This is a genomic window from Pseudomonas vanderleydeniana, assembly GCF_014268755.2.
GTDB lineage: Bacteria > Pseudomonadota > Gammaproteobacteria > Pseudomonadales > Pseudomonadaceae > Aquipseudomonas > Aquipseudomonas vanderleydeniana.
In genome coordinates this window covers 4,203,571-4,222,734 of record NZ_CP077093.1, presented here as the reverse complement: position 1 = coordinate 4,222,734, position 19,164 = coordinate 4,203,571, and the positions used below count along the sequence as shown (strand labels likewise).

General features: G+C 62.9%; 20 protein-coding genes, 2 pseudogenes and 1 riboswitch. Of the genes and pseudogenes, 9 read left to right on the top strand and 13 right to left on the bottom strand.

Annotation, left to right across the window (positions count from 1 at the left end; genetic code table 11):
- Positions 1 to 294: 294 nt before the first annotated feature.
- On the bottom strand, positions 295 to 1,686 hold the full coding sequence (locus tag HU752_RS18770; protein WP_186689296.1) for an aldehyde dehydrogenase family protein: 1,392 nt from the start codon (positions 1,684 to 1,686) through the stop codon (positions 295 to 297).
- A 101-nt stretch (positions 1,687 to 1,787) separates the two neighbouring features.
- Between HU752_RS18770 and ptrR the strand changes: the two genes are divergently transcribed.
- Both ptrR and dapF read left to right on the top strand, forming a co-directional pair.
- Positions 1,788 to 2,672, top strand: coding sequence for a putrescine utilization regulator PtrR (gene ptrR / locus HU752_RS18765; RefSeq protein ID WP_186689298.1), 885 nt, complete (start codon positions 1,788 to 1,790; stop codon positions 2,670 to 2,672).
- Between the two features lie 57 nt (positions 2,673 to 2,729).
- The gene (dapF, locus tag HU752_RS18760; RefSeq protein WP_186689300.1) at positions 2,730 to 3,533 is read left to right on the top strand and encodes a diaminopimelate epimerase; all 804 of its coding nucleotides are present in this window, start codon (positions 2,730 to 2,732) and stop codon (positions 3,531 to 3,533) included.
- Between the two features lie 48 nt (positions 3,534 to 3,581).
- Here dapF and cynS read toward each other — a convergent pair whose 3' ends face one another.
- Both cynS and HU752_RS18750 read right to left on the bottom strand, forming a co-directional pair.
- The gene (cynS, locus tag HU752_RS18755; protein ID WP_186689301.1) at positions 3,582 to 4,052 is read right to left on the bottom strand and encodes a cyanase; all 471 of its coding nucleotides are present in this window, start codon (positions 4,050 to 4,052) and stop codon (positions 3,582 to 3,584) included.
- Positions 4,053 to 4,095: 43 nt separating this feature from the next.
- The gene (locus HU752_RS18750; protein ID WP_186689303.1) at positions 4,096 to 4,737 is read right to left on the bottom strand and encodes a carbonic anhydrase; all 642 of its coding nucleotides are present in this window, start codon (positions 4,735 to 4,737) and stop codon (positions 4,096 to 4,098) included.
- 112 nt (positions 4,738 to 4,849) lie between these two features.
- Here HU752_RS18750 and cynR point away from each other — a divergent pair, with 112 nt between their 5' ends.
- On the top strand, positions 4,850 to 5,737 hold the full coding sequence (gene cynR, locus HU752_RS18745; RefSeq protein WP_186689305.1) for a transcriptional regulator CynR: 888 nt from the start codon (positions 4,850 to 4,852) through the stop codon (positions 5,735 to 5,737).
- Between the two features lie 66 nt (positions 5,738 to 5,803).
- Complete coding sequence (locus HU752_RS18740; RefSeq protein WP_186689308.1) at positions 5,804 to 6,100, top strand: DUF3144 domain-containing protein; 297 nt, start codon at positions 5,804 to 5,806, stop codon at positions 6,098 to 6,100.
- A 493-nt stretch (positions 6,101 to 6,593) separates the two neighbouring features.
- On the opposite strand, the gene HU752_RS18735 is transcribed toward HU752_RS18740, so the two are convergent.
- Positions 6,594 to 6,998, bottom strand: a complete 405-nt coding sequence (locus tag HU752_RS18735) for a DUF6124 family protein (protein WP_186683425.1) — start codon at positions 6,996 to 6,998, stop codon at positions 6,594 to 6,596.
- 411 nt (positions 6,999 to 7,409) lie between these two features.
- Positions 7,410 to 7,611, top strand: a riboswitch (cobalamin riboswitch).
- Between the two features lie 119 nt (positions 7,612 to 7,730).
- Here HU752_RS18735 and HU752_RS18730 point away from each other — a divergent pair.
- From HU752_RS18730 to HU752_RS18720, 3 genes are read left to right on the top strand one after another with little or no spacing between them, the layout of a single operon-like run.
- Positions 7,731 to 8,741 carry an ABC transporter substrate-binding protein gene (locus HU752_RS18730; RefSeq protein ID WP_186683426.1) on the top strand — a complete coding sequence of 337 codons (1,011 nt, stop codon included), beginning with the start codon at positions 7,731 to 7,733 and terminating at the stop codon, positions 8,739 to 8,741.
- Positions 8,738 to 9,757, top strand: coding sequence for a FecCD family ABC transporter permease (locus HU752_RS18725; protein ID WP_186683427.1), 1,020 nt, complete (start codon positions 8,738 to 8,740; stop codon positions 9,755 to 9,757). The genes HU752_RS18730 and HU752_RS18725 overlap by 4 nt, the downstream gene beginning before the upstream one ends.
- On the top strand, positions 9,754 to 10,545 hold the full coding sequence (locus HU752_RS18720; protein WP_186683428.1) for an ABC transporter ATP-binding protein: 792 nt from the start codon (positions 9,754 to 9,756) through the stop codon (positions 10,543 to 10,545). Before HU752_RS18725 ends, HU752_RS18720 begins: the two co-directional genes overlap by 4 nt.
- Before the next feature lie 116 nt (positions 10,546 to 10,661).
- Here the strand turns inward: HU752_RS18720 and HU752_RS18715 are convergent, their stop codons facing one another.
- The 7 genes from HU752_RS18715 to HU752_RS18685 form a co-directional block, all read right to left on the bottom strand.
- The gene (locus HU752_RS18715) at positions 10,662 to 11,564 is read right to left on the bottom strand and encodes a DMT family transporter (protein WP_186683429.1); all 903 of its coding nucleotides are present in this window, start codon (positions 11,562 to 11,564) and stop codon (positions 10,662 to 10,664) included.
- Between the two features lie 328 nt (positions 11,565 to 11,892).
- A complete protein-coding gene (locus HU752_RS18710) occupies positions 11,893 to 12,234 on the bottom strand; it encodes a hypothetical protein (protein WP_225920019.1) in 342 nt (113 codons plus the stop codon).
- Complete coding sequence (locus HU752_RS18705; protein WP_264084003.1) at positions 12,192 to 12,386, bottom strand: type II toxin-antitoxin system TacA family antitoxin; 195 nt, start codon at positions 12,384 to 12,386, stop codon at positions 12,192 to 12,194. The genes HU752_RS18710 and HU752_RS18705 overlap by 43 nt, the downstream gene beginning before the upstream one ends.
- A 177-nt stretch (positions 12,387 to 12,563) precedes the next feature.
- On the bottom strand, positions 12,564 to 13,811 hold the full coding sequence (locus tag HU752_RS18700; RefSeq protein WP_186683430.1) for a ribonucleotide-diphosphate reductase subunit beta: 1,248 nt from the start codon (positions 13,809 to 13,811) through the stop codon (positions 12,564 to 12,566).
- Positions 13,812 to 14,091: 280 nt separating this feature from the next.
- Positions 14,092 to 14,466 (bottom strand): DUF2784 domain-containing protein, encoded by a 375-nt coding sequence (locus tag HU752_RS18695; RefSeq protein ID WP_186683431.1) that lies wholly within the window; start codon positions 14,464 to 14,466, stop codon positions 14,092 to 14,094.
- 58 nt (positions 14,467 to 14,524) lie between these two features.
- The gene (gene dapA / locus HU752_RS18690) at positions 14,525 to 15,400 is read right to left on the bottom strand and encodes a 4-hydroxy-tetrahydrodipicolinate synthase (RefSeq protein ID WP_186683432.1); all 876 of its coding nucleotides are present in this window, start codon (positions 15,398 to 15,400) and stop codon (positions 14,525 to 14,527) included.
- A 283-nt stretch (positions 15,401 to 15,683) separates the two neighbouring features.
- Positions 15,684 to 16,571: a LysR substrate-binding domain-containing protein gene (locus tag HU752_RS18685; RefSeq protein ID WP_186683433.1), complete on the bottom strand. Its 888-nt coding sequence runs from the start codon at positions 16,569 to 16,571 to the stop codon at positions 15,684 to 15,686.
- Positions 16,572 to 16,681: 110 nt separating this feature from the next.
- On the opposite strand from HU752_RS18685, the gene HU752_RS18680 reads away from it, so the two are divergent.
- Entirely contained in the window at positions 16,682 to 17,056 is a 375-nt protein-coding gene (locus HU752_RS18680) for a tautomerase family protein (RefSeq protein ID WP_186683434.1), read from the top strand.
- Positions 17,057 to 17,063: 7 nt separating this feature from the next.
- Here the strand turns inward: HU752_RS18680 and HU752_RS18675 are convergent.
- Positions 17,064 to 17,971: pseudogene (locus HU752_RS18675) on the bottom strand (LysR family transcriptional regulator).
- A 103-nt stretch (positions 17,972 to 18,074) separates the two neighbouring features.
- On the opposite strand from HU752_RS18675, the gene tam reads away from it, so the two are divergent.
- Positions 18,075 to 18,839, top strand: a complete 765-nt coding sequence (tam, locus tag HU752_RS18670) for a trans-aconitate 2-methyltransferase (RefSeq protein ID WP_186683435.1) — start codon at positions 18,075 to 18,077, stop codon at positions 18,837 to 18,839.
- A 12-nt stretch (positions 18,840 to 18,851) separates the two neighbouring features.
- On the opposite strand, the pseudogene HU752_RS18665 reads toward tam, so the two are convergent.
- A pseudogene (locus HU752_RS18665) lies at positions 18,852 to 19,058 on the bottom strand (toxin-antitoxin system HicB family antitoxin); the annotation flags it as partial.
- Positions 19,059 to 19,164: the final 106 nt, after the last annotated feature.

Genomic DNA, 19,164 nt, shown 5'->3' with positions numbered 1-19,164 from the left:
TGTGAGGCGCAGGTGCTGCAGCTGTTGATGAACACCTGTGGTGAGCGGGCTTGCCCGCGCTCGGCTGCAAGGCAGCCGCAAAACCAGCCGCCTCGGTCTTCCTGATAGGTCGAGGTGGCTGGTTATGGGGGCGCTTTGCGCCCCAACGCGGGCAAGCCCGCTCGCCACGGAGTGCGGCAACTCGCGGTCGAAGTCGCTCTCTTTCACGCTGCCGAAGGCTATGTGTGAGGCGCAGGTGCTGTAGCTGTTGATGAACACCTGTGGTGAGCCTGTTCGGCAGCGGCTCGGTTCAGATCAGTTGCGGTCCAGCCAGACGGTCTGGGCGTTGCAGAACTCGCGTACGCCGAAGTGTGATAGCTCGCGACCAAAGCCGCTCTTCTTCACGCCGCCAAAGGCCACGCGTGGGTCGGAGGCGCTGTAGCCGTTGATGAACACACCACCGGTTTCCAGCTCGTCGGCAATCTGCTGCGCCAGGTCGACGTTGGCGGTGTAGACGGTCGAGGTCAAGCCGAACTCGCTGTCGTTGGCCAGTTCCACGGCGTGGCGAGCGTCGCGGGCGGTAATGATCGACGCCACCGGACCGAACAGTTCCTGCTTGAACGAGGTCATCCGGTCGGTGACGTCGGCCAGCACGGTCGGCTCATAGAAGTTGCCGTTGCCTTCGGCTTTTCTGCCACCCAGCAGCAGGGTCGCGCCTTCGGCCAGGGTCGCCTGGACCTGCTGGTCCAACTCGTCGCGCAGGTCGAAACGGGCCATCGGGCCGATGTAGGTTTCGGCCGACAGCGGATCGCCCACCACCAGTTTGCGCGTGGCTTCGACGAACTTGCGCGTGAATTCTTCCACCACGCCCTGCTCGACGATCAGGCGCTTGGCCGCCGCACAGACTTGCCCGGTGTTCTGGTAGCGACCGATCACCGCGGCCTGCACCGCTGCGTCGAGGTCGGCGTCATTGAGCACGATGAACGGGTCGGAGCCGCCCAGTTCCAGCACGCACTTCTTCAATACCGCACCGGCCTGGGAGCCGATCGCGGTGCCGGCACGCACGCTGCCGGTCAGGGTCACGGCGGCGATACGCGGGTCGGCGATGGCTTTGGAGACGCCGTCGGGGGTGACGTTGATCACCTCGAAGACACCTTCCGGGAAGCCGGCGCGCTTGAACGCGTCGAGCAGCAGGTAGGCGCTGCCCATCACGTTCGGGGCATGCTTGAGCACGTAGGTGTTACCGGCCAACAGGGTCGGAACCGTGCCGCGCAGTACCTGCCAGACCGGAAAGTTCCACGGCATGACGGCCAGGATCGCACCCAGTGGGCGGTACTCGATACGCGCGCTGCCGTTGTTCACCAGGGTCGGCTCAGGTGCGAGCATGGCCGGGCCCTGTTCGGCGTACCACTCGCAGAGCTGGGCGCATTTCTCGACTTCGCCACGGGCCTGGGTGATCGGCTTGCCCATTTCCAGGCTGATCATTTCGGCCATCTGGCTGGCGCCGTCACGCAGGGCCTTGGCCAGGGCGATCATCCGTTGCGCGCGCTGGGCGACACTGGTGCGGCGCCAGCCGGCATAGGCCTTGGCGGAGCGGGCCAGTGCTGCGTCGAGCTGTTCGGCAGACTCGTAGGCATAGTGGCCGATCTGCTCGCCATTGAAGGGGTTGATCGAAATAGCGTGGGTCTGGTTCGACACAGTAGTCATGGCACCGTCCTGCTGGGTGGGTTATGGAGCCAGATTACGGCGCTGTTGTTTTTATGGAAACTGAATAATACTGAGCCATTCATTCACGATTGGAGAATGACGTGGATCTGGTCCAGCTGGAAATCTTCAAGGCCGTTGCCGAGCAGGGCAGCATCAGTGCTGCTGCGCAACTCATTCACCGGGTGCCGTCGAACCTGACCACCCGCATCAAGCAATTGGAGCAGGATCTCGGGGTGGAGCTGTTCATCCGCGAGAAGAGCCGACTGCGCCTCTCCCCGGCAGGGTGGAGCTTCCTGGACTACGCCCGGCGCATCCTCGACCTGGTGGCCGAAGCCCGCCTGACCGTCTCCGGGGAAGAGCCCCAGGGCCCGTTCGCCCTCGGTTCGCTGGAGAGCACGGCGGCCGTGCGCATCCCGGCTGTGCTGGCGGCCTACAACCAGCAATACGCCAAGGTCGAGCTGGATCTGTCCACCGGTCCCTCCGGGACCATGATCGAAGGGGTACTGTCCGGGCGACTGGTGGCGGCGTTCGTCGACGGCCCGATCCTGCATCCGACCCTGGAAGGCGTGCCGGTGTTCGATGAGGAGATGGTGATCATCGCACCGCTGCAGCATGCGCCGATCACCCGCGGTGCCGATGTGAACGGCGAGAGCATCTATGCGTTCCGGGCCAACTGCTCGTACCGCCACCACTTCGAAAGCTGGTTCAGTCACGATGCGGCGGTGCCCGGCAAGATCTTCGAGATGGAGTCGTACCACGGCATGCTGGCCTGCGTCAGCGCCGGTGCCGGACTGGCGATGATGCCGCGCAGCATGCTCGAGAGCATGCCGGGCTGCAGCACCGTCAGCGTCTGGCCGATGTCGCCGGATTTCCGTTACCTGCAGACCTGGCTGATCTGGCGTCGCGGTACGGTGTCGCAGAACCTGTCGGTGTTCGTGCAACTGCTCGAAGACCAGGTTCAGGCGAACCGCAGCCCCGCAGAGTGACGGCCTGATCACCATCCCCTTATGCTTGACGTTTGCCGAGTGCCGACAGGAGCGCGCATGACCCTCAGCTTTGTGAAGATGCATGCCCATGGCGACGATTTTGTCATCATCGACCGCCGTGGCCAAACTGATCCGATCACCAGTGCGGTGGCTCGGCGCCTGGGCGACCGCAATCGCGGCATAGGTTTCAATCAACTGGCGGTGGTGCTCGACTGTGAGGATGCAGCCGCCCGCGTGGTGTTCTGGAACCCCGATGGTTCACCCCTCGACACCTGCGGCAGCGCCACCCGGGGCGTGGCCGATACGCTGATGCGCGAGGCCGGCAGCTCGTCGGTGGTGCTCAGGAGCAATCGTGGACTGCTGACCTGCGTGCGCGAGGAGGGTGGGGCTATCTCGGTGGACATGGGCAAACCATCGCTGGACTGGCAGAGCGTTCCTCTGGCCGAGGCGATGGACACCCTGAACCTGCCTATCGCCGGCAGCCCGGTGGCCTGCAGCATGGGCAATCCTCATTGCACCTTCTTCGTCGACGATCTTTCAGTTATCGATGTGGCCGAGTGGGGGCCGAGGATCGAAACCGATCCGTTGTTTCCGAAAAAGACCAACGTGCATTTTGTCCAGGTCATCGACCGCAGTCATATCCGCCTGCGCATCTGGGAGCGTGGTGGCGGCATCGCCCAGGGCTCGGGTTCGTGCTGCTGTGGCGCGGTGGTCGGCGGCATTCGCCGTGGCCTGCTGGACGAGCGCGTCCAGGTGCAGTGCGACGGTGGCACGGTCAGCGTGCAGTGGGATGGCAGTGGCGGGGTGATCTTGAGTGGGCGGGTGGAGACCGTTCTGCAAGGGACTGTTGCGCAATACTGACTGCCGGGTCCGGCGCCATAGCGGCAGCCGGACCGTTTCAGCGGCGGATCAGAACGGCTTGGTCGGCAGGTACTTGCCGTCCAGGGTGATCACGGCGCGCGAGCCGCCTTCCGGATCCTCGACTTTCTTGATGTCCAGCTTGAAGTTGATGGCGCTGATGATGCCGTCACCGAACTTCTCGTGGACCAGTGCCTTCAGCGTGGTGCCGTAGACCTGCAGCATCTCGTAGAAACGGTAGATGGTCGGGTCGGTCGGCACGCGATTCTCGATGCTGCCGCGCAGCGGAATGCTCTGCAGCAGCAGGACAGCGTCGGCGTCCAGGCCCAGCTTGTCGGCCACCACCTGGGCAGCAGCAAGCGGCAGGGCATGCTGGCCGAGCAACGCGGCCGTGACGAAGGCTTCGGACAGGCCGGTGCCCTCGGTGATCTGGGCGAACGAGAGGTCCTTGCGGGCCTTGGCCAGGAGAATGACTTCGCTCAGGGCAAGACGGGCGTTCTGACTGATTTGCGACTGGATCATGGTGTTGTCTCCTTGGTTGAAAAAAGTATTCGGTGATTGCGGTTCAATGGGAAACGGCGCGGGCATCCGGGTGGTCCACCAGCGACACGAACCGGCCGCTGCTGCCATCGAACGCGTCGATCCGGCCGCTCTCGATGTCGTAGACCCAGCCATGCAGGGTCACGCGACCTTCCTGGAGGGCCAGGCGTACCGAGGGGTGCGTCTGGATATTGGCCAGTTGGGCGATCACGTTTTCACGGACCATCGCATCGACCTTGGCCGGTTGGTCGGCATGCTGGCGGGCTTCGTTGACCACCCGTGCCGAGTCGGCGTAGCGCAACCAGCCGGCCACGGCGGGCATGTGGTCCAGGCATTTGCAGGTGGCGATGGCGGTCATGGCGCCGCAATCGGAGTGCCCGCAGATGACGATGTCCGACACCTGCAGGGCGGCGACGGCGTATTCCACCGAGGCCGACACACCGCCTGGTTCGGGGCCGTAGGACGGTACGATGTTGCCGGCGTTGCGAATGACGAACAGGTCGCCCGGTTCGCGTTGCGTGACCAGCTCGGGGACCAGGCGGCTGTCGGAGCAGGAGATGAACAGCGCCCGCGGGCTCTGCTGGTTGGCCAGGTCCTTGAACAGCTTGATGCGTTCGGGAAAGGCGTCACGCTGAAATTTCAGAAAACCTTCGATGATGTCTTTCATGGCTGATTCCTCTGGTTCGCATTGCGATGGAGCAGAGGTTACGCAGCGCATGACATAAGATAAAAGTCTCATTTATGATGGAGTGCATCAGATAATCTTATGGAGTGAGGCGATGCTTGCCCGGCACATCCAGTACTTTCTCGCCGTGGCGCAACACGGCAGTTTCACCCGGGCGGCAGCGGCCCTGTACGTATCCCAGCCCGCGTTGTCGCAGCAGGTGCGGCAACTGGAGGATGGCCTGGGTGTGCAATTGTTCGACCGCTCCGGACGTTCCACGCGGCTGACCGATAGCGGCGAGGTGTACCTGCGCTACGCCCGCCGGGCCCAGCAGGAGCTGGAAGAGGCCAGGCGTGCCCTGCATGATGTGGGTGACCTGAGCCGAGGGTCACTGCGGGTGGCGGTGACGCCGACGTTCACCACCTACCTGGTTGGGCCATTGGTCGAGGCCTTCCACCAGCGCTATCCGAACATCACCCTGAACATGCGCGAGATCGCCCAGGAGTCCATGGAGGAACAGTTGCTGGCCGATCAACTGGAGGTGGGTATCGCCTTTGAGGAAGTGCATGCCCAGGATATCGAGGCCGAGCCGCTGCTGGTTGAAACGCTGGCCCTGGTGGTCAACGCCAGACACCCGCTGGCCGGGCAGCGCACCCTGGGGCTGGAGGCGCTGAGTGCCGAATCGCTGGTGCTGCTCAGTGCCGAGTTCGCGACCCGTGAGCAGATCGATCGTTATTGCCATCAGCACGGCATTCATCCGCGTGTACAGATGGAGGCCAACGCCATTGGTGCGGTGATCGAGATGGTGCGTCGGACCGGGCTGTCGACCTTGCTGCCTGCGGCCATTACCCTGGCGCACCCGGATCTGGTGGCGATCGAACTGCAGCCGCTGCGCCTGCAGCGCACGGCGGTACTCATGCAGCGCAAGGGTGGCTACCAGAGTGCGGCGGCACGTGCCTTCATCGAAGTGGCCCGGGAGGTCGCCGATCGGCTGGCAAGTTGAACGGTTCTGGACAGAAGGCGGGAAGGCTGGTCCCATACAGCGTTTTTCATCCAGAGATAGCCTGCCATGTCAGAAACCATCGACGAATCGTTCTACGACCGTGCGGACGAGCACATCAACCTGTCCAACGAACAGCTCAAGCAGGTCGAGAACTTCGGCAAGGTCAATGCTTCGATGATGTTCGGCACCACCCGATTCAATGCCTGGGTCAGTGCGCGCGGTTTCAAGTCCGGCGAAGAAATGGCCCAGGCGCGTGAGGCGATGCTGAAGTATTTCTGTGATCAGTATCGGCTGATGCTCGAGGACAACCTTGACGATCACATCAAGAACTTCGACCTGTACATGGGGGCGAAGCAGGACTGATTCAGCGTACCGGTTTCCGATCGTTCCCACGCCCCGCATCAGATCGCTCCCACGCTCCTCATCAGATCGTTCCCACGCTCTGCGTGGGAATGCAGCACGTGACGCTCTGCGTCACCAGGGCGGACGCTGAGCGTCCTCGGAGGCATTCCCACGCGGAGCGTGGGAACGATCGTTGTTCCAGCTAGCGCCCGCGAGTCATTTTCAGAGCCAGCGCCAGTCGCTCCCAGGCCTATGCCGAAACCGGCAACCTCTCGATGGGCGCCACCGCCGAGCACTTGCTGTGGGCTCCCAGCACCGGGCAGCGGACTTCCGATCGCTCCCACGCTCCGCATCAGATCGTTCCCACGCTCTGCGTGGGAATGCAGCACGTGACGCTTAGCGTCACCAGGGCGGACGCTGAGCGTCCTCGGAGACATTCCCACGCGGAGCGTGGGAACGATCATTGTCAGCGCCAGTCGCTACTTCTGTAGACGACTGCTGGTATGTCATTTAGTCAGGTGCAAGCGGGCAACGCTGTCGCTGCCAGCAGCGAGTCCACGATCGCCCGCGACAACTCCAGCGATTGCAGCATCCCTCTGAACAACTCACGGTCAATGCCGTCGAGGTGCGGGCCGATTTCGTCGGCGTTCAATTCGGCGCTTTTGAGCAGGTCCGATACCCGGGCCAAGGCGACCTTGGCGGTGACGCCGGGTTGAATGGCAAAGAGCGCGGGCTTGCCGGCGGAGTCGCTGGTGATGTTGAAGGCAGTTGTGGCGAAGGCATCGAGTGGCTCGGGCGGCGGTGGCTCCGAGTTGATCTGGTCCAGGGCGCTGTACATGGCGTTGCGCAGGAAGTCGCTCTTTTCAGTGGGACTCGAAGTGCGGCAGGGCGGTGGGTCTGGGGTGATTTTCTTGGTCATCGCTCAATCCTTGTTTCAGAGCAACTGAGAATGCCCGCCATCTTTCGTGTCCAAGCGAAAGGGTGGCGAACCGTACGCAGGTTGGACAACCGGGGAAACAAGAACCCGGCACACCCATCACAGGTGTCCCGCGCACAGCTCGCCATAAAGCGAGCACAAGAATACCGCGAACGCGGCGATGTGCGCTTGTTTCCAAATTCGGGTGTCCAAGCCCGGTTGCTGAATTGGCAGCAACACGGAAAGATTAGGCGTCGAGGAGCGCTGAATCAACGGGAAATATGTAGGAAAAATCCTTTAGATGGCTGCAATTATTCTCGAACGAGTCGAGAAATTGGCGTTTCAGAAAGCGCCGAGATGGGTTTTCAGAAAATGAGAGCTGTTCTTGATGCGTTCCCAATTGCGAGCCGATGCTCTACCATGCCGACCGCCGGTTTCCACTCGGAAATAATAGGGAATCCCGGGCCGCCGATCATGGCGGACCAAACGGAACTGCCCCCGCAACTGTAGGTGCCGAGCCCACTCCAACGATGCCACTGGATCCCTGCGATTCGGGAAGGCCGGAGGCGGGCCAGGACGCACCAGTCAGGAGACCTGCCGGCCTACATTCACCAACCGGCGGGGTGTCCGGGATGGCCATCTCCCCTGTAAAGGGCTACGCCTGGCATCACGCCAGGGTGGCGATGCCTGTCCATGCGTCCACTTCGTGTACTGCCCGACAGGAGATCGCCCACCATGCTGCCTCGCTTCGCCACCTTGCTCGCCGGCCTCAGCCTCACCGGCCTGGCCCAGGCCGCTGCCACCCAGTACCCGCTGACCGTGGAAAACTGTGGCCTGCCGCAGACCTTCGCCCAGGCGCCCGAGCGTGCGGTCACCATCGGCCAGGCCGGCACCGAAATGCTTTATGCGCTGGGCCTGGGTGACAAGCTGGTCGGCACCTCGCTGTGGTTCAACAACGTGTTGCCCGAGTTCCAGGCGCAGAACGACAAGGTCGAGCGCCTGGCCGACAACGACCCGAGCTTCGAGGCCGTGGTGGGCAAGCGGCCGCAACTGGTGGCGGTACAGTTCGAATGGATGGTCGGGCCGCAGGGCTCGGTCGGTACCCGTGAGCAATTCAGCGAACTGAAGATCCCGACCTATCTGCTGCCTTCGGACTGCGAAGGCAAGGACAACCTGGTCGGCGCCGATGGCACCCGGTTGCAGCCGTTCAAGGTCGACAGCATCTACAAGAGCATCAGCCAGTTGGCGACGATTTTCGACGTGCAGGATCGTGGTGTCGCGCTCAATGCCGACCTGCAGGCCCGCCTGGACAAGGCGAAGAGGCAGCTGGCCGGCAAGGATCTGTCCGGCACCAGTGCGCTGTTCTGGTTCTCCAGTGCCGACCTGGCGACCGATCCCTACGTGGCTGGTCGCCAGGGCGTGGCCGATTTCATGCTGCAGACCCTGGGTGTGCGCAACGTCGTCGAGTCCCATGAGGAGTGGCCGACCGTGGGGTGGGAAACCCTGGCCAAGGCCAATCCGACCTGGCTGATCATCGCCCGGATGGACCGTCGTCGCTTCCCGGCGGACGACTACCGCAAGAAACTCGAATTCCTGCGCAATGATCCGGTGGCCAGGAACATGGATGCGGTGAAGAACAACCGCATTGTGATCCTCGATGCGGATGCCATGCAGGCCGGCATCCGCCTGTTCCGCGGGCTGGAAACCCTGTCCACGGCCATCGCCACGGGTAAGGCGCCAGAGTGAAGAGCCGCCTGCTGCCCTACAGCCTCTTGGCGCTGGTCGCCTTGTTCGCGGCCTTGCTGGCGGGGATTGCCATCGGTGAGACCAGCCTGTCGCCACGCCTGATCTACCAGGTACTGGCCAACCAGCTGTGGCAGGCCGGTTATCCGGTCGAGCCGATCGATGCGGGCATCATCTGGAACTACCGCCTGACCCGCACCCTGGTCGCAGCGGCCTGCGGCGCGGGGCTGGCGACCTGTGGCGTGGTTCTCCAGGCGCTGTTGCGCAACCCCCTGGCCGAACCGTACCTGCTCGGCCTTTCGGCGGGCGCCTCCAGCGGAGCGGTGGCGGTGGGGCTGCTGGGCCTGGGTGGCGCAGCGTTATCGCTGTCCGGCGGCGCCTTCATCGGGGCCTTGTGCGCCTTTGTCCTGGTTCTGCTGCTATCGCGCGCGGCCGGGGCGAGCAGCAACAATGCCCAGGTGATCCTGGCCGGTATCGCCGGATCGCAACTGTTCAATGCGCTGACGGCCTTCCTGGTAACCAAGTCGGCCACCGCCGAGCAGGCCCGCGGCATCCTGTTCTGGCTGCTGGGCAATCTCAGCGGCGTGCGTTGGCCATCGGTGTGGCTGGCCGTCCCGGTGGCGTTGGCCGGGCTGCTGGTCTGCCTGTGGCATCGGCGCGCGCTGGATGCCTTTACCTTTGGTGCCGACTCGGCGGCCTCGCTGGGCATCCCGGTGCGGCGCACCCAGTTGCTGTTGATCACTGGCGTGTCGCTGGTGACGGCGGTGATGGTGTCCATCGTGGGAGCCATCGGTTTTGTCGGGCTGGTCATTCCACATGCCTTGCGCCTGCTGCTGGGGCCCGGTCACGCTCGGCTGTTGCCGGCCAGTGCGCTGGGTGGTGCACTTTTCCTGGTGCTGGCTGACATCTGCTCGCGCATCCTGATTCCGGGGCAGGTGATTCCGGTCGGCGTGGTCACCGCACTGATCGGCGCCCCGGTGTTCGCCCTGATCCTGATCAGCCGCAGGAGGCATTCATGACGGTCATGACCCGCACGAACATGGCTCCGCTGTCCTGTCTTGGCCTGGGACTGCGCCTGGGCAGCAGTGAGGTATTGCGGGATATCGAACTGACGGTTTTCCCTGGCGAGACGCTGGGTATCGTGGGGCCCAACGGTTCGGGCAAGTCGAGCCTGCTCAAGCTGCTGGCGGGTTTGCGCACGCCCAGCCTGGGCAGTGTTCATCTGTTGGGCGAGCCCATGGCGCGGTTGTCCCGACGACGCGTTGCACAGGTGCTCGCGCTGGTCGAACAGCAGGCCGATACAGGGGAGGCGATCAGTGTCTTCGAAGCCGTGGCCCTCGGGCGCACGCCGTGGTTGTCAGCCCTGGCGCCATTCGGGGCGCAGGATCGCGCCATCGTCGAGCAGGCCCTGGCCGATGCCGATGCGCTGCACCTGCGCAAGCGTCTGTGGCATGAGCTTTCCGGTGGCGAGCGCCAGCGTGTGCATATCGCCCGGGCCCTGGCACAGCGCCCGCAGGTGCTGCTGCTCGACGAACCCACCAACCACCTGGATATCCAGCACCAATTGAGCCTGTTGCGTCAGGTGCAGGCCTTGCCGGTGACCACCCTGGTGGCGTTGCACGACCTCAACCAGGCGCTGACCTGCGATCGTCTGGCGATCCTCGACCGGGGCTGCCTGGTGGCCCTGGGCAAGCCCTACGACGTACTGACCCCCGAGCGCCTGCTGGAAACGTTCGGTGTCCACGCGCATTACCTCATCGACCCGTTTGATGGGGCGCGAATTCTGCGTTTTCGCGGCCACGCCTGACGCGAGGGTGACTGCGCAGGATGTTGTACCGCGCAGATCCTTTTTCCAGATGACAAAACCGCCGGCCATTGTGTGGCCAGCGGTTTGCTCGGATCAGCGCAAGCGGTATCACGCCATCAATGGGCAGAGGCCTTGCGCCATGCGCTCATGATGGTTGCCAACACGATCAGCGCGGCACCGCCGGCCATGCGCAGCGAAGGTTGTTCGCTGAACAGCCACCAGGCACAGGCGATCGCATACACCGGCTCCAGCGCGATGATCATGCCGGCGGTGCGGGCCTGCAGACCCTCCAGGCTCTTCACGAACAGGAACTGCGACAGTCCGGTGCAGAAAATACCCAGTACTGCGAGGTTGACCCAGTCGTCAGTGCGCAGGCTGGTGTTCGCCAGGTGACTGAAGGCGAAGGGCGCCACCAGTGCCGCGACCACGAAGTTCTGCCAGAACGAGGTCTGCATGGCGTTCATGCCGCTGGTGTTGCGACGGTTGGCGACGGTCAGCAGGGCGAACGACAGGCCCGAAACCAGACCCCAGATCAGCCCGACGGTGCCCTTGTCGACCATGTCGAAGGAGGGCACTACCAGGACCAGGCCGGCCGATACCATCAGCAGCAGCAGGCTTTCGGTGGCGCCGATCCGGTCACGGAACACCAGCAGGTCGATCAGTGCGATGAACGCCGGGAAGGCGGCGAAACCCAGGGTCGCCACGGCTACACCGCCGACTTTCACGGCGATGAAGAAGGTGACCCAGTGCGCGGCGAGCAGCGTGCCAGTCAGGCCGATAATCGGCAGGTTGCGCCAGGTCAGTGCGTCCAGCAGGCGGGTGCCCTTGAGCCCGGCGACGAAGCCGAGGGCGATGAAGGCGAAGGTGGCGCGCCCGAAGGTGATCACGCTGGCGTCGGCCTTGATCAGGGCGCCGAGAATACCGGTCAGCCCGAACAGGACCGCGGCGATGTGGGCGACGAGCAGAGCATTACGGTGACCGGTTGCAGAACCGGCACTGGAAATCGATGTAGTAGTCATGGCAGTCAAATCTTCACAATTGTTGCGCACACAGAGATGGTCCGCTCGTGTGCGCGGGTCCATAGGTTCTGAGTCATATGGTTGTCTGCGACCGGTTATCCGGTTCGGAAAGGCGCCGCAGCGTTGGAATTGTGAAGCGAGGCTGCATACTCGCGGTGTCGCGGGACCGGCCTATGGCGGAAGACCGGTCTGTGGGGTGAATTATTGGATTTGCCGACGTTGACGGAGCGATCAGAAACGACACGATTTTGTCGGAATACGACTTGCCGACCAGAGGTGGTGCATTATGGCGATGATGGCTCTAGAGCGGGCCATTGCGGTGCAAGCATCAGGGTGATGAGCGACAGGCCGGGGCAGGAAACGAAGCCGGCATGTCTCGCGTGAAAATCGGCGAGTCTTTCATTGAGTGGATGGACTGGCACGGCGGTGGATCCCACTGCTTCGCAAGGATGGATACAGTGCAGTAACCCATGACCTTCTGGGTGTCTTTCAGGCAAACCACATGGACTACCGCGTGTTTGGCGGCTTGGGCTTTGTGTGCCTTGTTGAAGAGGTATTCATTTATCGAATTCTCTGCGCAATCGAAATTGCTCAGATCGTGCTGTTCATCCAGCCTTTGTGGAGCACTCAGTTCCAGCGTTTTGGCCTTGCCAGGAGTTTTTGCAGACACCGGTTCCCTCGTGCCGGGTTGGCTTCCAACGCTATTTCGAATGAGTCGAATGCACTGTCATCGAGCATGAACATGCGCTTGTCCAGAACGAGCTCTTCTGCTTTCTGGCAGGCAGCGTCCAGAATGAAGCACTCATGTTTAGCTGATGAGATTTTGTGTAGCTCATTGATATACCGATGCCAGGACTGATCAAGTCTTGATGCCGGCCCAGACGTCTATACAACGAAAATTGCTGAAATAAAGGTTGTAGGGGGCCGGGTGTCGCCAATGAAAAAGCCCTGAACCAGGTTCAGGGCTTCGGGTGTCGCGGTCGCTTCGTGCGGGACGAATCAGTCCCAGCTCAGCGCACCACCGGTCTGGTACTCGATCACACGGGTTTCGAAGAAGTTCTTCTCCTTCTTCAGGTCCATGATCTCGCTCATCCAGGGGAACGGGTTGGTGGTCCCTGGGTACTCTTCCTTCAGGCCGATCTGCGACAGGCGACGGTTGGCGATGAACTTGAGGTAGTCCTCCATCATCGCCGCGTTCATGCCCAGCACGCCGCGCGGCATGGTGTCACGCGCGTATTCGATCTCCAGCTGGGTGCCCTGCAGGATCATCTGGGTCGCTTCTTCCTTCATCTCGGCATCCCACAGGTGCGGGTTCTCGATCTTGATCTGGTTGATCACGTCGATGCCGAAGTTCAGGTGCATGGACTCGTCGCGCAGGATGTACTGGAACTGCTCGGCGACGCCGGTCATCTTGTTGCGACGGCCCATGGACAGGATCTGGGTGAAGCCGCAGTAGAAGAAGATGCCTTCCAGCACGCAGTAGTAGGCGATCAGGTTGCGCAGCAGTTCCTTGTCGGTCTCGACGGTGCCGGTGTTGAACTGCGGGTCGGAGATCGAGCGGGTGTACTTCAGGCCCCAGGCGGCCTTTTTCGCCACCGAGGGAATCTCGTGGTACATGTTGAAGATCTCGCCTTCATCCATGCCCAGCGATTCGATGCAGTACTGGTAGGCGTGGGTGTGGATCGCCTCTTCGAAGGCCTGGCGCAGGATGTACTGGCGGCACTCGGGGTTGGTGATCAGGCGGTACACGGCCAGGGCCAGGTTGTTCGCCACCAGCGAGTCGGCGGTGGAGAAGAAGCCCAGGTTGCGCATGACGATGCGACGCTCGTCGTCGGTCAGGCCTTCCGGGTTTTTCCAGAGGGCGATGTCGGCGGTCATGTTGACCTCTTGCGGCATCCAGTGGTTGGCGCAGCCGTCGAGGTACTTCTGCCAGGCCCAGTCGTACTTGAAGGGGACGAGCTGGTTGAGGTCGGCGCGGCAGTTGATCATGCGCTTCTCATCGACCGCGACACGGGCCGAGGCGCCTTCGAGTTCAGCCAGGCCTTCGGCGACGTCGAGGGCGTCGAGGGCGGCCTTGGCGCGGATGATCGCGGCGGAGTCGCTGGCGGTCACGGCACGGGCTTCGAGGGCGGCGGCACCGCCGGCGCTGTCCAGGCGGTCAATGGTGGCTTCGGCGGCTTGACCGACAACGGCACTCTTGGCGGTCGCTTCACCGTCTTCCTTGTCGAATTCGTCCCAGCTGAGCATCGGATATTCCTTGTAAAGAGGGGTGTTTGTAGGCCTGGTTCACTGCCTTTCGAGCAGGCAGGTAGACACGTGTTTGCAACTCCCGTTCAACAGGATTCACAGCACAAGCAGGCAATCGGCAAACCCTGGTGATCCAGGATGATGATAGTGCCGTAGGAGAAGCGTGGCACATCATGTAGTGTTTTTCTTTGATTTCGGCACACTATATGGTGGTTTTTCGGGCGGGTCAATCCGCAGGCGGCACCAGCGCCGTTTCGTCGCAGGTGTGCCCGCCGGTGCTCTAGAACGCGGCTCGCGGGCGTCGGGTCCTGAAGATCCGCAGGTAGACGATGAGGTTGAGCAGCAGCACGATGCTGCCCAGTACCAGTTGTATCGCCGGTGTGAGGCCGGCTGGATAGATCAGTGGAATCAGGTAGTGCTCGATGAAGCCGCCGCCATAGCCGCCTTGTCCGGCGGCCTGGCGAAAGAGGTTTTCCCAGCGGGTCAACGGACATTCCAGGTGCAGGGCTTCGACCAGCACGCCCCAGGTGGCGGCAGGTAGATGCAGCCAGATCAACCAGCGCCAGCGCAGCACCATCAGTCCGCCAAACAGCACGAACAGGATGAACAGCAGGTGAAACGACACCACGGCGTCGGCGGCGATTCGGTAGAACATCTCGACTTCCCTGATTGATGGCTGATCGGCGAATCCTGCCCGGGCAACGCCTCGGCGTCTAGCGCGACACCTGCTTGAGGGCCGTCAGGATCCCTTGCAGCCGCTCGACCAGCGTGTGGCTGCTGGCGAGCATGGGTGCACGCAACTCGTCTCGAATCAGCCCCTGCAGGGCCAGTACACTTTTCACGGGCGCGGGATTGGGTTCGACGAACAGGCTCTGGATCAGCGGGGTCAGTTGGAAAAAGGTGGTTCTCGCGGCGGCCAACTGCTGTTCCCGGACCTGCCGGAACAATTGCACGAACCGCTCGGGATGAACGTGCGCCGAGGCGGCGATCGCGCCGCTGGCGCCCAGGCACAGGGCGTTGAAGATCTGGTTGTCTTCGCCGCACAGCACATCGACCTTGCCGCTGGCCAGCAATGCCAGGGTGTTGTTCAGGTTGCCGCCGCAGTCCTTGATGGCGACGATGTTGTCGTGGGAAACGATGTCGAGCAGGGTCGCCTGTTCGAAGCTCACGCCGGTGCGATAGGGAATGTCATACAGAATCAGCGGGACACTGGAGGCATCGGCAACCGTCTTGAAGAACGCCTGCAGGCCGGCCTGAGACGGACGGATGTAGTAGGGCGCGGGCACCAGCAGGCCGGCCACCGGACGCTTGAGAATTTCGCCCTGGAACTGCAGCAGCTCGGTGAGGTTGTTGCCGGCCAGGCCCATCACCACCTGGTGTGGCTCGGCCACTTCGAGCACCGCATCCAGCACTGCCAGTTGCTCGTGCTTGCCCAGGGCGGCGGCTTCGCCGGTAGTGCCGCAGACCACGAGGCCGTCGACGCCGCATTCGAGCAGATGGCTGGCCAACCGGCGCAGCGCGACGAAGTCGATCGCCTGATTGATGAACGGCGTGACGATGGGAACCCAGATACCTTGAAACGCTGACATGCACTTTCTCCTGATGGTTGACCGTTTCGTCACCGTCAGAAGCGTAGAAGGAAGTTGGGAGGAGGGAGGGTGTCCGTCGCGCTCAATGTCCTGTCAGCTCATCTGACGGGACAGCGCGCCCCGGTCACATGAGCGACTGTTTCTTCGATTTAGGGGCGAACGCAACGCACGCGACAGCCTTGGCCTTCAAGCCAACGGCGATAGCGAAAGAGTTGAGCGTTGCGGACATATTTGTTTACACCCTGGATCAGGTGTCCAGTTTTAAGAGCTGGCGCCGGGTTTGTCAATCCTTGCTGGAATTCGAGCAGTGAAAGGCCTGCTCCTGCAGGCTGCCCTGGATCAATGACGCCAGTTGCCTGACCGCTCCCACTGGTTCGGCCACGGCGCGGTGCAGCACGTAACCCAGGCTGGGTACGCTGGGTAATCCTGGCAATACAGCCAGGTGCTCGGGCAGGCCGATACGGGTGCGTAGGGTGACACCCAGTCCCGCCGTCACGGCGGCCCAGATGCCGCCGACACTGGGGCTGGTCAGCGCCACCCGCCAGGGTATCCGGGCCTGGTCCAGCGCTTCGGTGGCCGCACTGCGCAAAACACAGGGCGCATCGAACATCACCAATGGCAGCGGTGCGCCCTCTTGGTAGAGAGGCTGATCCCTGGGACCGATCCATTGCATGGGCGTAGCGCCTATTCGGCTGGAGTAGGGCGTGCCGAGTGCGGTTTCCCAGGCCAGCGCCAGGTCCAGTTGGCCGCGCTCGATCAGCCCGAGCAGTTCGGCGTTGCGGCCGATTCGCACCTCCAGGCTGACTCGCGGATGGGCCTTGGCGAAGCGGCGCAGGATGTCGCTGAGCAGGTGCTCGCCGAAATCCTCCTGCAGCCCCAGGCGAACACAGCCTTCAACCTGGGCTTCATGCAGGCTGTCGAAGATCTCGTCGTTGAGCTCCAGCAGGCGACGAGCCTGGCTCATCAGCGTTTCGCCCAGTGGTGTCAGCACCAGGCCACGGCCCGACTTGGCCAGCACTGCGCTGCCGACCTGCTCTTCGAGTTTCTTCAGTTGGGCGCTGACGGCCGAGGTCGAGCGCCCGAGTCGTTCGGCCGCCTTGGCGAAGCTGTTCAACTGCACGCCGGTGACAAAGGTCCGCAGGACATCGAGGTCGAAGGTCTGGCGACGCATGATATTAATGTCCACTTAATTGGGATTATTGGTTCTGATTAATCTGATATTCGGCACGATCGTGGCTTGTTAACGTGCTGGCGTCAACCCGATTCCTGGAGCTGTCCGCCATGCCTTTCGCCCGTATTTCGTTGCATCGGGGCAAGTCGCCCGAGTATCTGAAGATGCTGTCCCAGAGCCTGCATGAGGCACTGGTGGAGAGTTTCGATGTGCCGCCTACGGATCGTTTCCAGGTCATTCATCAGCATGAACCGGGCGAACTGATTTTTGACGCGCATTACCTCGGCGGCCCACGCAGTCACGACTACGTGCTGATTGCGATTACGGCCGGACGGCAGCGGGAAACGTCAGTGAAACAGGCGTTCTACCGGACCCTGGTGGAACGCCTGCACGTGGCGCCCGGGTTGGATCCGGAGGATGTGATGGTGGTGATCACCACCACCGCGGCGGATGAGTGGTCGTTTGCCGGTGGGCGAGGGAACTGAGGGGAGGTCAGTGTTCGGCAGCGGCCGCCTGGGCAACCAGTTCGCGAAAGCGCCGCAGGACCGCCGAGCTGTCGCCGATCCGGGTCGCCAGGTGCAGCGGCGCCATCAATCCCGGGCAACCGCTCAAGGGGCGGTAGGCGATGCCATCGCCACGCAGCCGCTGCATCGACGCCGGGACGATGGAGACCCCGAGCCCCGCAGCGACCAGGCTCAGGGTCGCGGCCATGCGCGGCGCTTCCTGGATCACCCGGGGGCTGAACCCCGCCTCGCGACAGGCCACCAGGATGGCATCGTAGAGCCCCAGGCCGACTCGCCGCCGATACAGGACAAAAGCCTCACCAGCCAGGGCGGCCAGGGGCAGCGCCGTGTCGGAGTCCTGTGCCAGGGGATGGTCCATGGGTAGCGCCAGCAACATGGGCTCCGTCAGGATCGGTTCGGCTTGCAGGGTTGGCGTACCGCTCAAGGGGGAGCGGACGAACGCCGCGTCCAGGCGTTCGTGCACCAGGGCATCCATCAATTCGCCAGTGCCGGCTTCCTCCAGGGCGACCGAGACGCCGCCAAAGGTCTCGCGAAAGTGCCGCAGCACCCCCGGGACGAACGGATGCAGCGCCGCCGAGCTGGTAAAGCCGACACCGAGACGGCCCTGTTCGCCACGGGCGGCGCGACGGACGATCTCGGGTACGGCGTTGGCACGTGCCAGCAGGTCCCGGGCTTCTTCGAGCAAGGCCAGGCCGGCGGTGGTCGGGCGCACACCGCGCGGCAGGCGCTCCATCAACGTCACCCCCAGTTCGGCTTCGAGTTTCTGCAGCAGCCGGGTCAGGGGGGTTGTTGCATGTTCAGGCGTTCGGCCGCCCGGGTGATATGGCCTTCTTCGGCGATGGCGACAAACGCCTGCAGGCGACGCAGTTCAAGCATTTTGATACCCTGAAGGTATGGCAGTTCGTCATTATTGGCATTTGTCATCATGCTTTGCAAAACCTACGCTGTGCGCATTCCCTGAACACAAAGAGGAAGCGTGATGACCTGGTCAGCCAAGCAGTATTCAACCTTCGAAGCCGAACGCACCCGCCCGGTACGTGATCTGGTGGCGGCGATTCCAACCCGCGACGTGCGGGTGGCGGTGGACCTGGGATGCGGGCCCGGCAACTCCACCGAGGTGCTGGCCGAACGTTTTCCCGAGGCCCGCGTCACCGGCATGGACAGTTCCGACGACATGCTCGTCAGCGCCCGGGCACGCCTGCCCGGCTTGAGTTTCGAGCTGGCCGACATCGCCACCTGGAATCCGGATCAGGCGTTCGACGTGATTCTCGCCAACGCCTCACTGCAATGGCTGCCGGATCACGCCAGCCTGTACCCGCGCCTGGTGAGCCGATTGGCAAGTGGCGGCAGCCTGGCGGTGCAAACCCCCGACAACATGCAGGAACCGTCCCACAGGCTGGCGCGCGAGGTAGCGGCCGAGGGCCCCTGGGCCGCGAAGATCGGCGCGGTACGGCATCCACCGCGGCATGATGCGGCTTTCTACTACGAGTTGCTGAAGCCGCACTGCGCCAGTGTGGATGTCTGGCGCACCACCTACCACCATCCGCTGGCGGGTGGCCATGCAGCCGTGGTGGAGTGGTTCAAGGGCTCTGCATTGCGGCCCTACCTGGCGCCGCTGGACGAGGCTGAAAAGGCTGCCTACCTGGAGCGCTACCTGGCGGCGATCAGCGAAGCCTATCCGGCACTGCCCGATGGCAGCGTGCTGCTGCCGTTCCCACGGTTGTTCGTGGTGGCGAGTCGCTGATCGGCGATAGGGTCAGGCGCGACGCTGCAGGTATTCACTGAGTGCCTGGCGGGTCAGGTCATTGAGTGTCATGTTCTGCCGATTGGCACTCAGGGCTGCCGCCAGGTGCAGGTCATGCCCGACTCGCACGTTGAAAGATCCCTTGCACGGTATTTCTGGAGCCTGCTTCAGTTGCTGGCAGGTCTGGAGGCAGTCGTCCACGGCCTCTTTGAAAGCGGCTTAAATGTTAAGGGGCCAAGAATGGGGGCTTTCCCTTGGCCTTCAATTGTTAGAGTCGAGCCGTTGAGGTTTCTCACAGGCGATTGGGAGGGGGTATTACCAGTGT

Excerpts from the sequence above, each read along its gene's own strand:
- dapA (WP_186683432.1), bottom strand. The coding sequence starts at position 15,400 with ATGTCAGCGTTTCAAGGTATCTGGGTTCCCATCGTCACGCCGTTCATC.
- HU752_RS18770 (WP_186689296.1), bottom strand. The coding sequence starts at position 1,686 with ATGACTACTGTGTCGAACCAGACCCACGCTATTTCGATCAACCCCTTC.
- HU752_RS18685 (WP_186683433.1), bottom strand. The coding sequence starts at position 16,571 with ATGCGTCGCCAGACCTTCGACCTCGATGTCCTGCGGACCTTTGTCACC.
- HU752_RS18695 (WP_186683431.1), bottom strand. The coding sequence starts at position 14,466 with ATGTTCTACCGAATCGCCGCCGACGCCGTGGTGTCGTTTCACCTGCTG.
- HU752_RS18700 (WP_186683430.1), bottom strand. The coding sequence starts at position 13,811 with ATGCTCAGCTGGGACGAATTCGACAAGGAAGACGGTGAAGCGACCGCC.
- tam (WP_186683435.1), top strand. The coding sequence starts at position 18,075 with ATGACCTGGTCAGCCAAGCAGTATTCAACCTTCGAAGCCGAACGCACC.
- HU752_RS18735 (WP_186683425.1), bottom strand. The coding sequence starts at position 6,998 with ATGACCAAGAAAATCACCCCAGACCCACCGCCCTGCCGCACTTCGAGT.
- cynR (WP_186689305.1), top strand. The coding sequence starts at position 4,850 with ATGCTTGCCCGGCACATCCAGTACTTTCTCGCCGTGGCGCAACACGGC.
- HU752_RS18715 (WP_186683429.1), bottom strand. The coding sequence starts at position 11,564 with ATGACTACTACATCGATTTCCAGTGCCGGTTCTGCAACCGGTCACCGT.
- dapF (WP_186689300.1), top strand. The coding sequence starts at position 2,730 with ATGACCCTCAGCTTTGTGAAGATGCATGCCCATGGCGACGATTTTGTC.
- HU752_RS18720 (WP_186683428.1), top strand. The coding sequence starts at position 9,754 with ATGACGGTCATGACCCGCACGAACATGGCTCCGCTGTCCTGTCTTGGC.
- HU752_RS18730 (WP_186683426.1), top strand. The coding sequence starts at position 7,731 with ATGCTGCCTCGCTTCGCCACCTTGCTCGCCGGCCTCAGCCTCACCGGC.
- HU752_RS18740 (WP_186689308.1), top strand. The coding sequence starts at position 5,804 with ATGTCAGAAACCATCGACGAATCGTTCTACGACCGTGCGGACGAGCAC.
- HU752_RS18680 (WP_186683434.1), top strand. The coding sequence starts at position 16,682 with ATGCCTTTCGCCCGTATTTCGTTGCATCGGGGCAAGTCGCCCGAGTAT.
- cynS (WP_186689301.1), bottom strand. The coding sequence starts at position 4,052 with ATGATCCAGTCGCAAATCAGTCAGAACGCCCGTCTTGCCCTGAGCGAA.
- HU752_RS18750 (WP_186689303.1), bottom strand. The coding sequence starts at position 4,737 with ATGAAAGACATCATCGAAGGTTTTCTGAAATTTCAGCGTGACGCCTTT.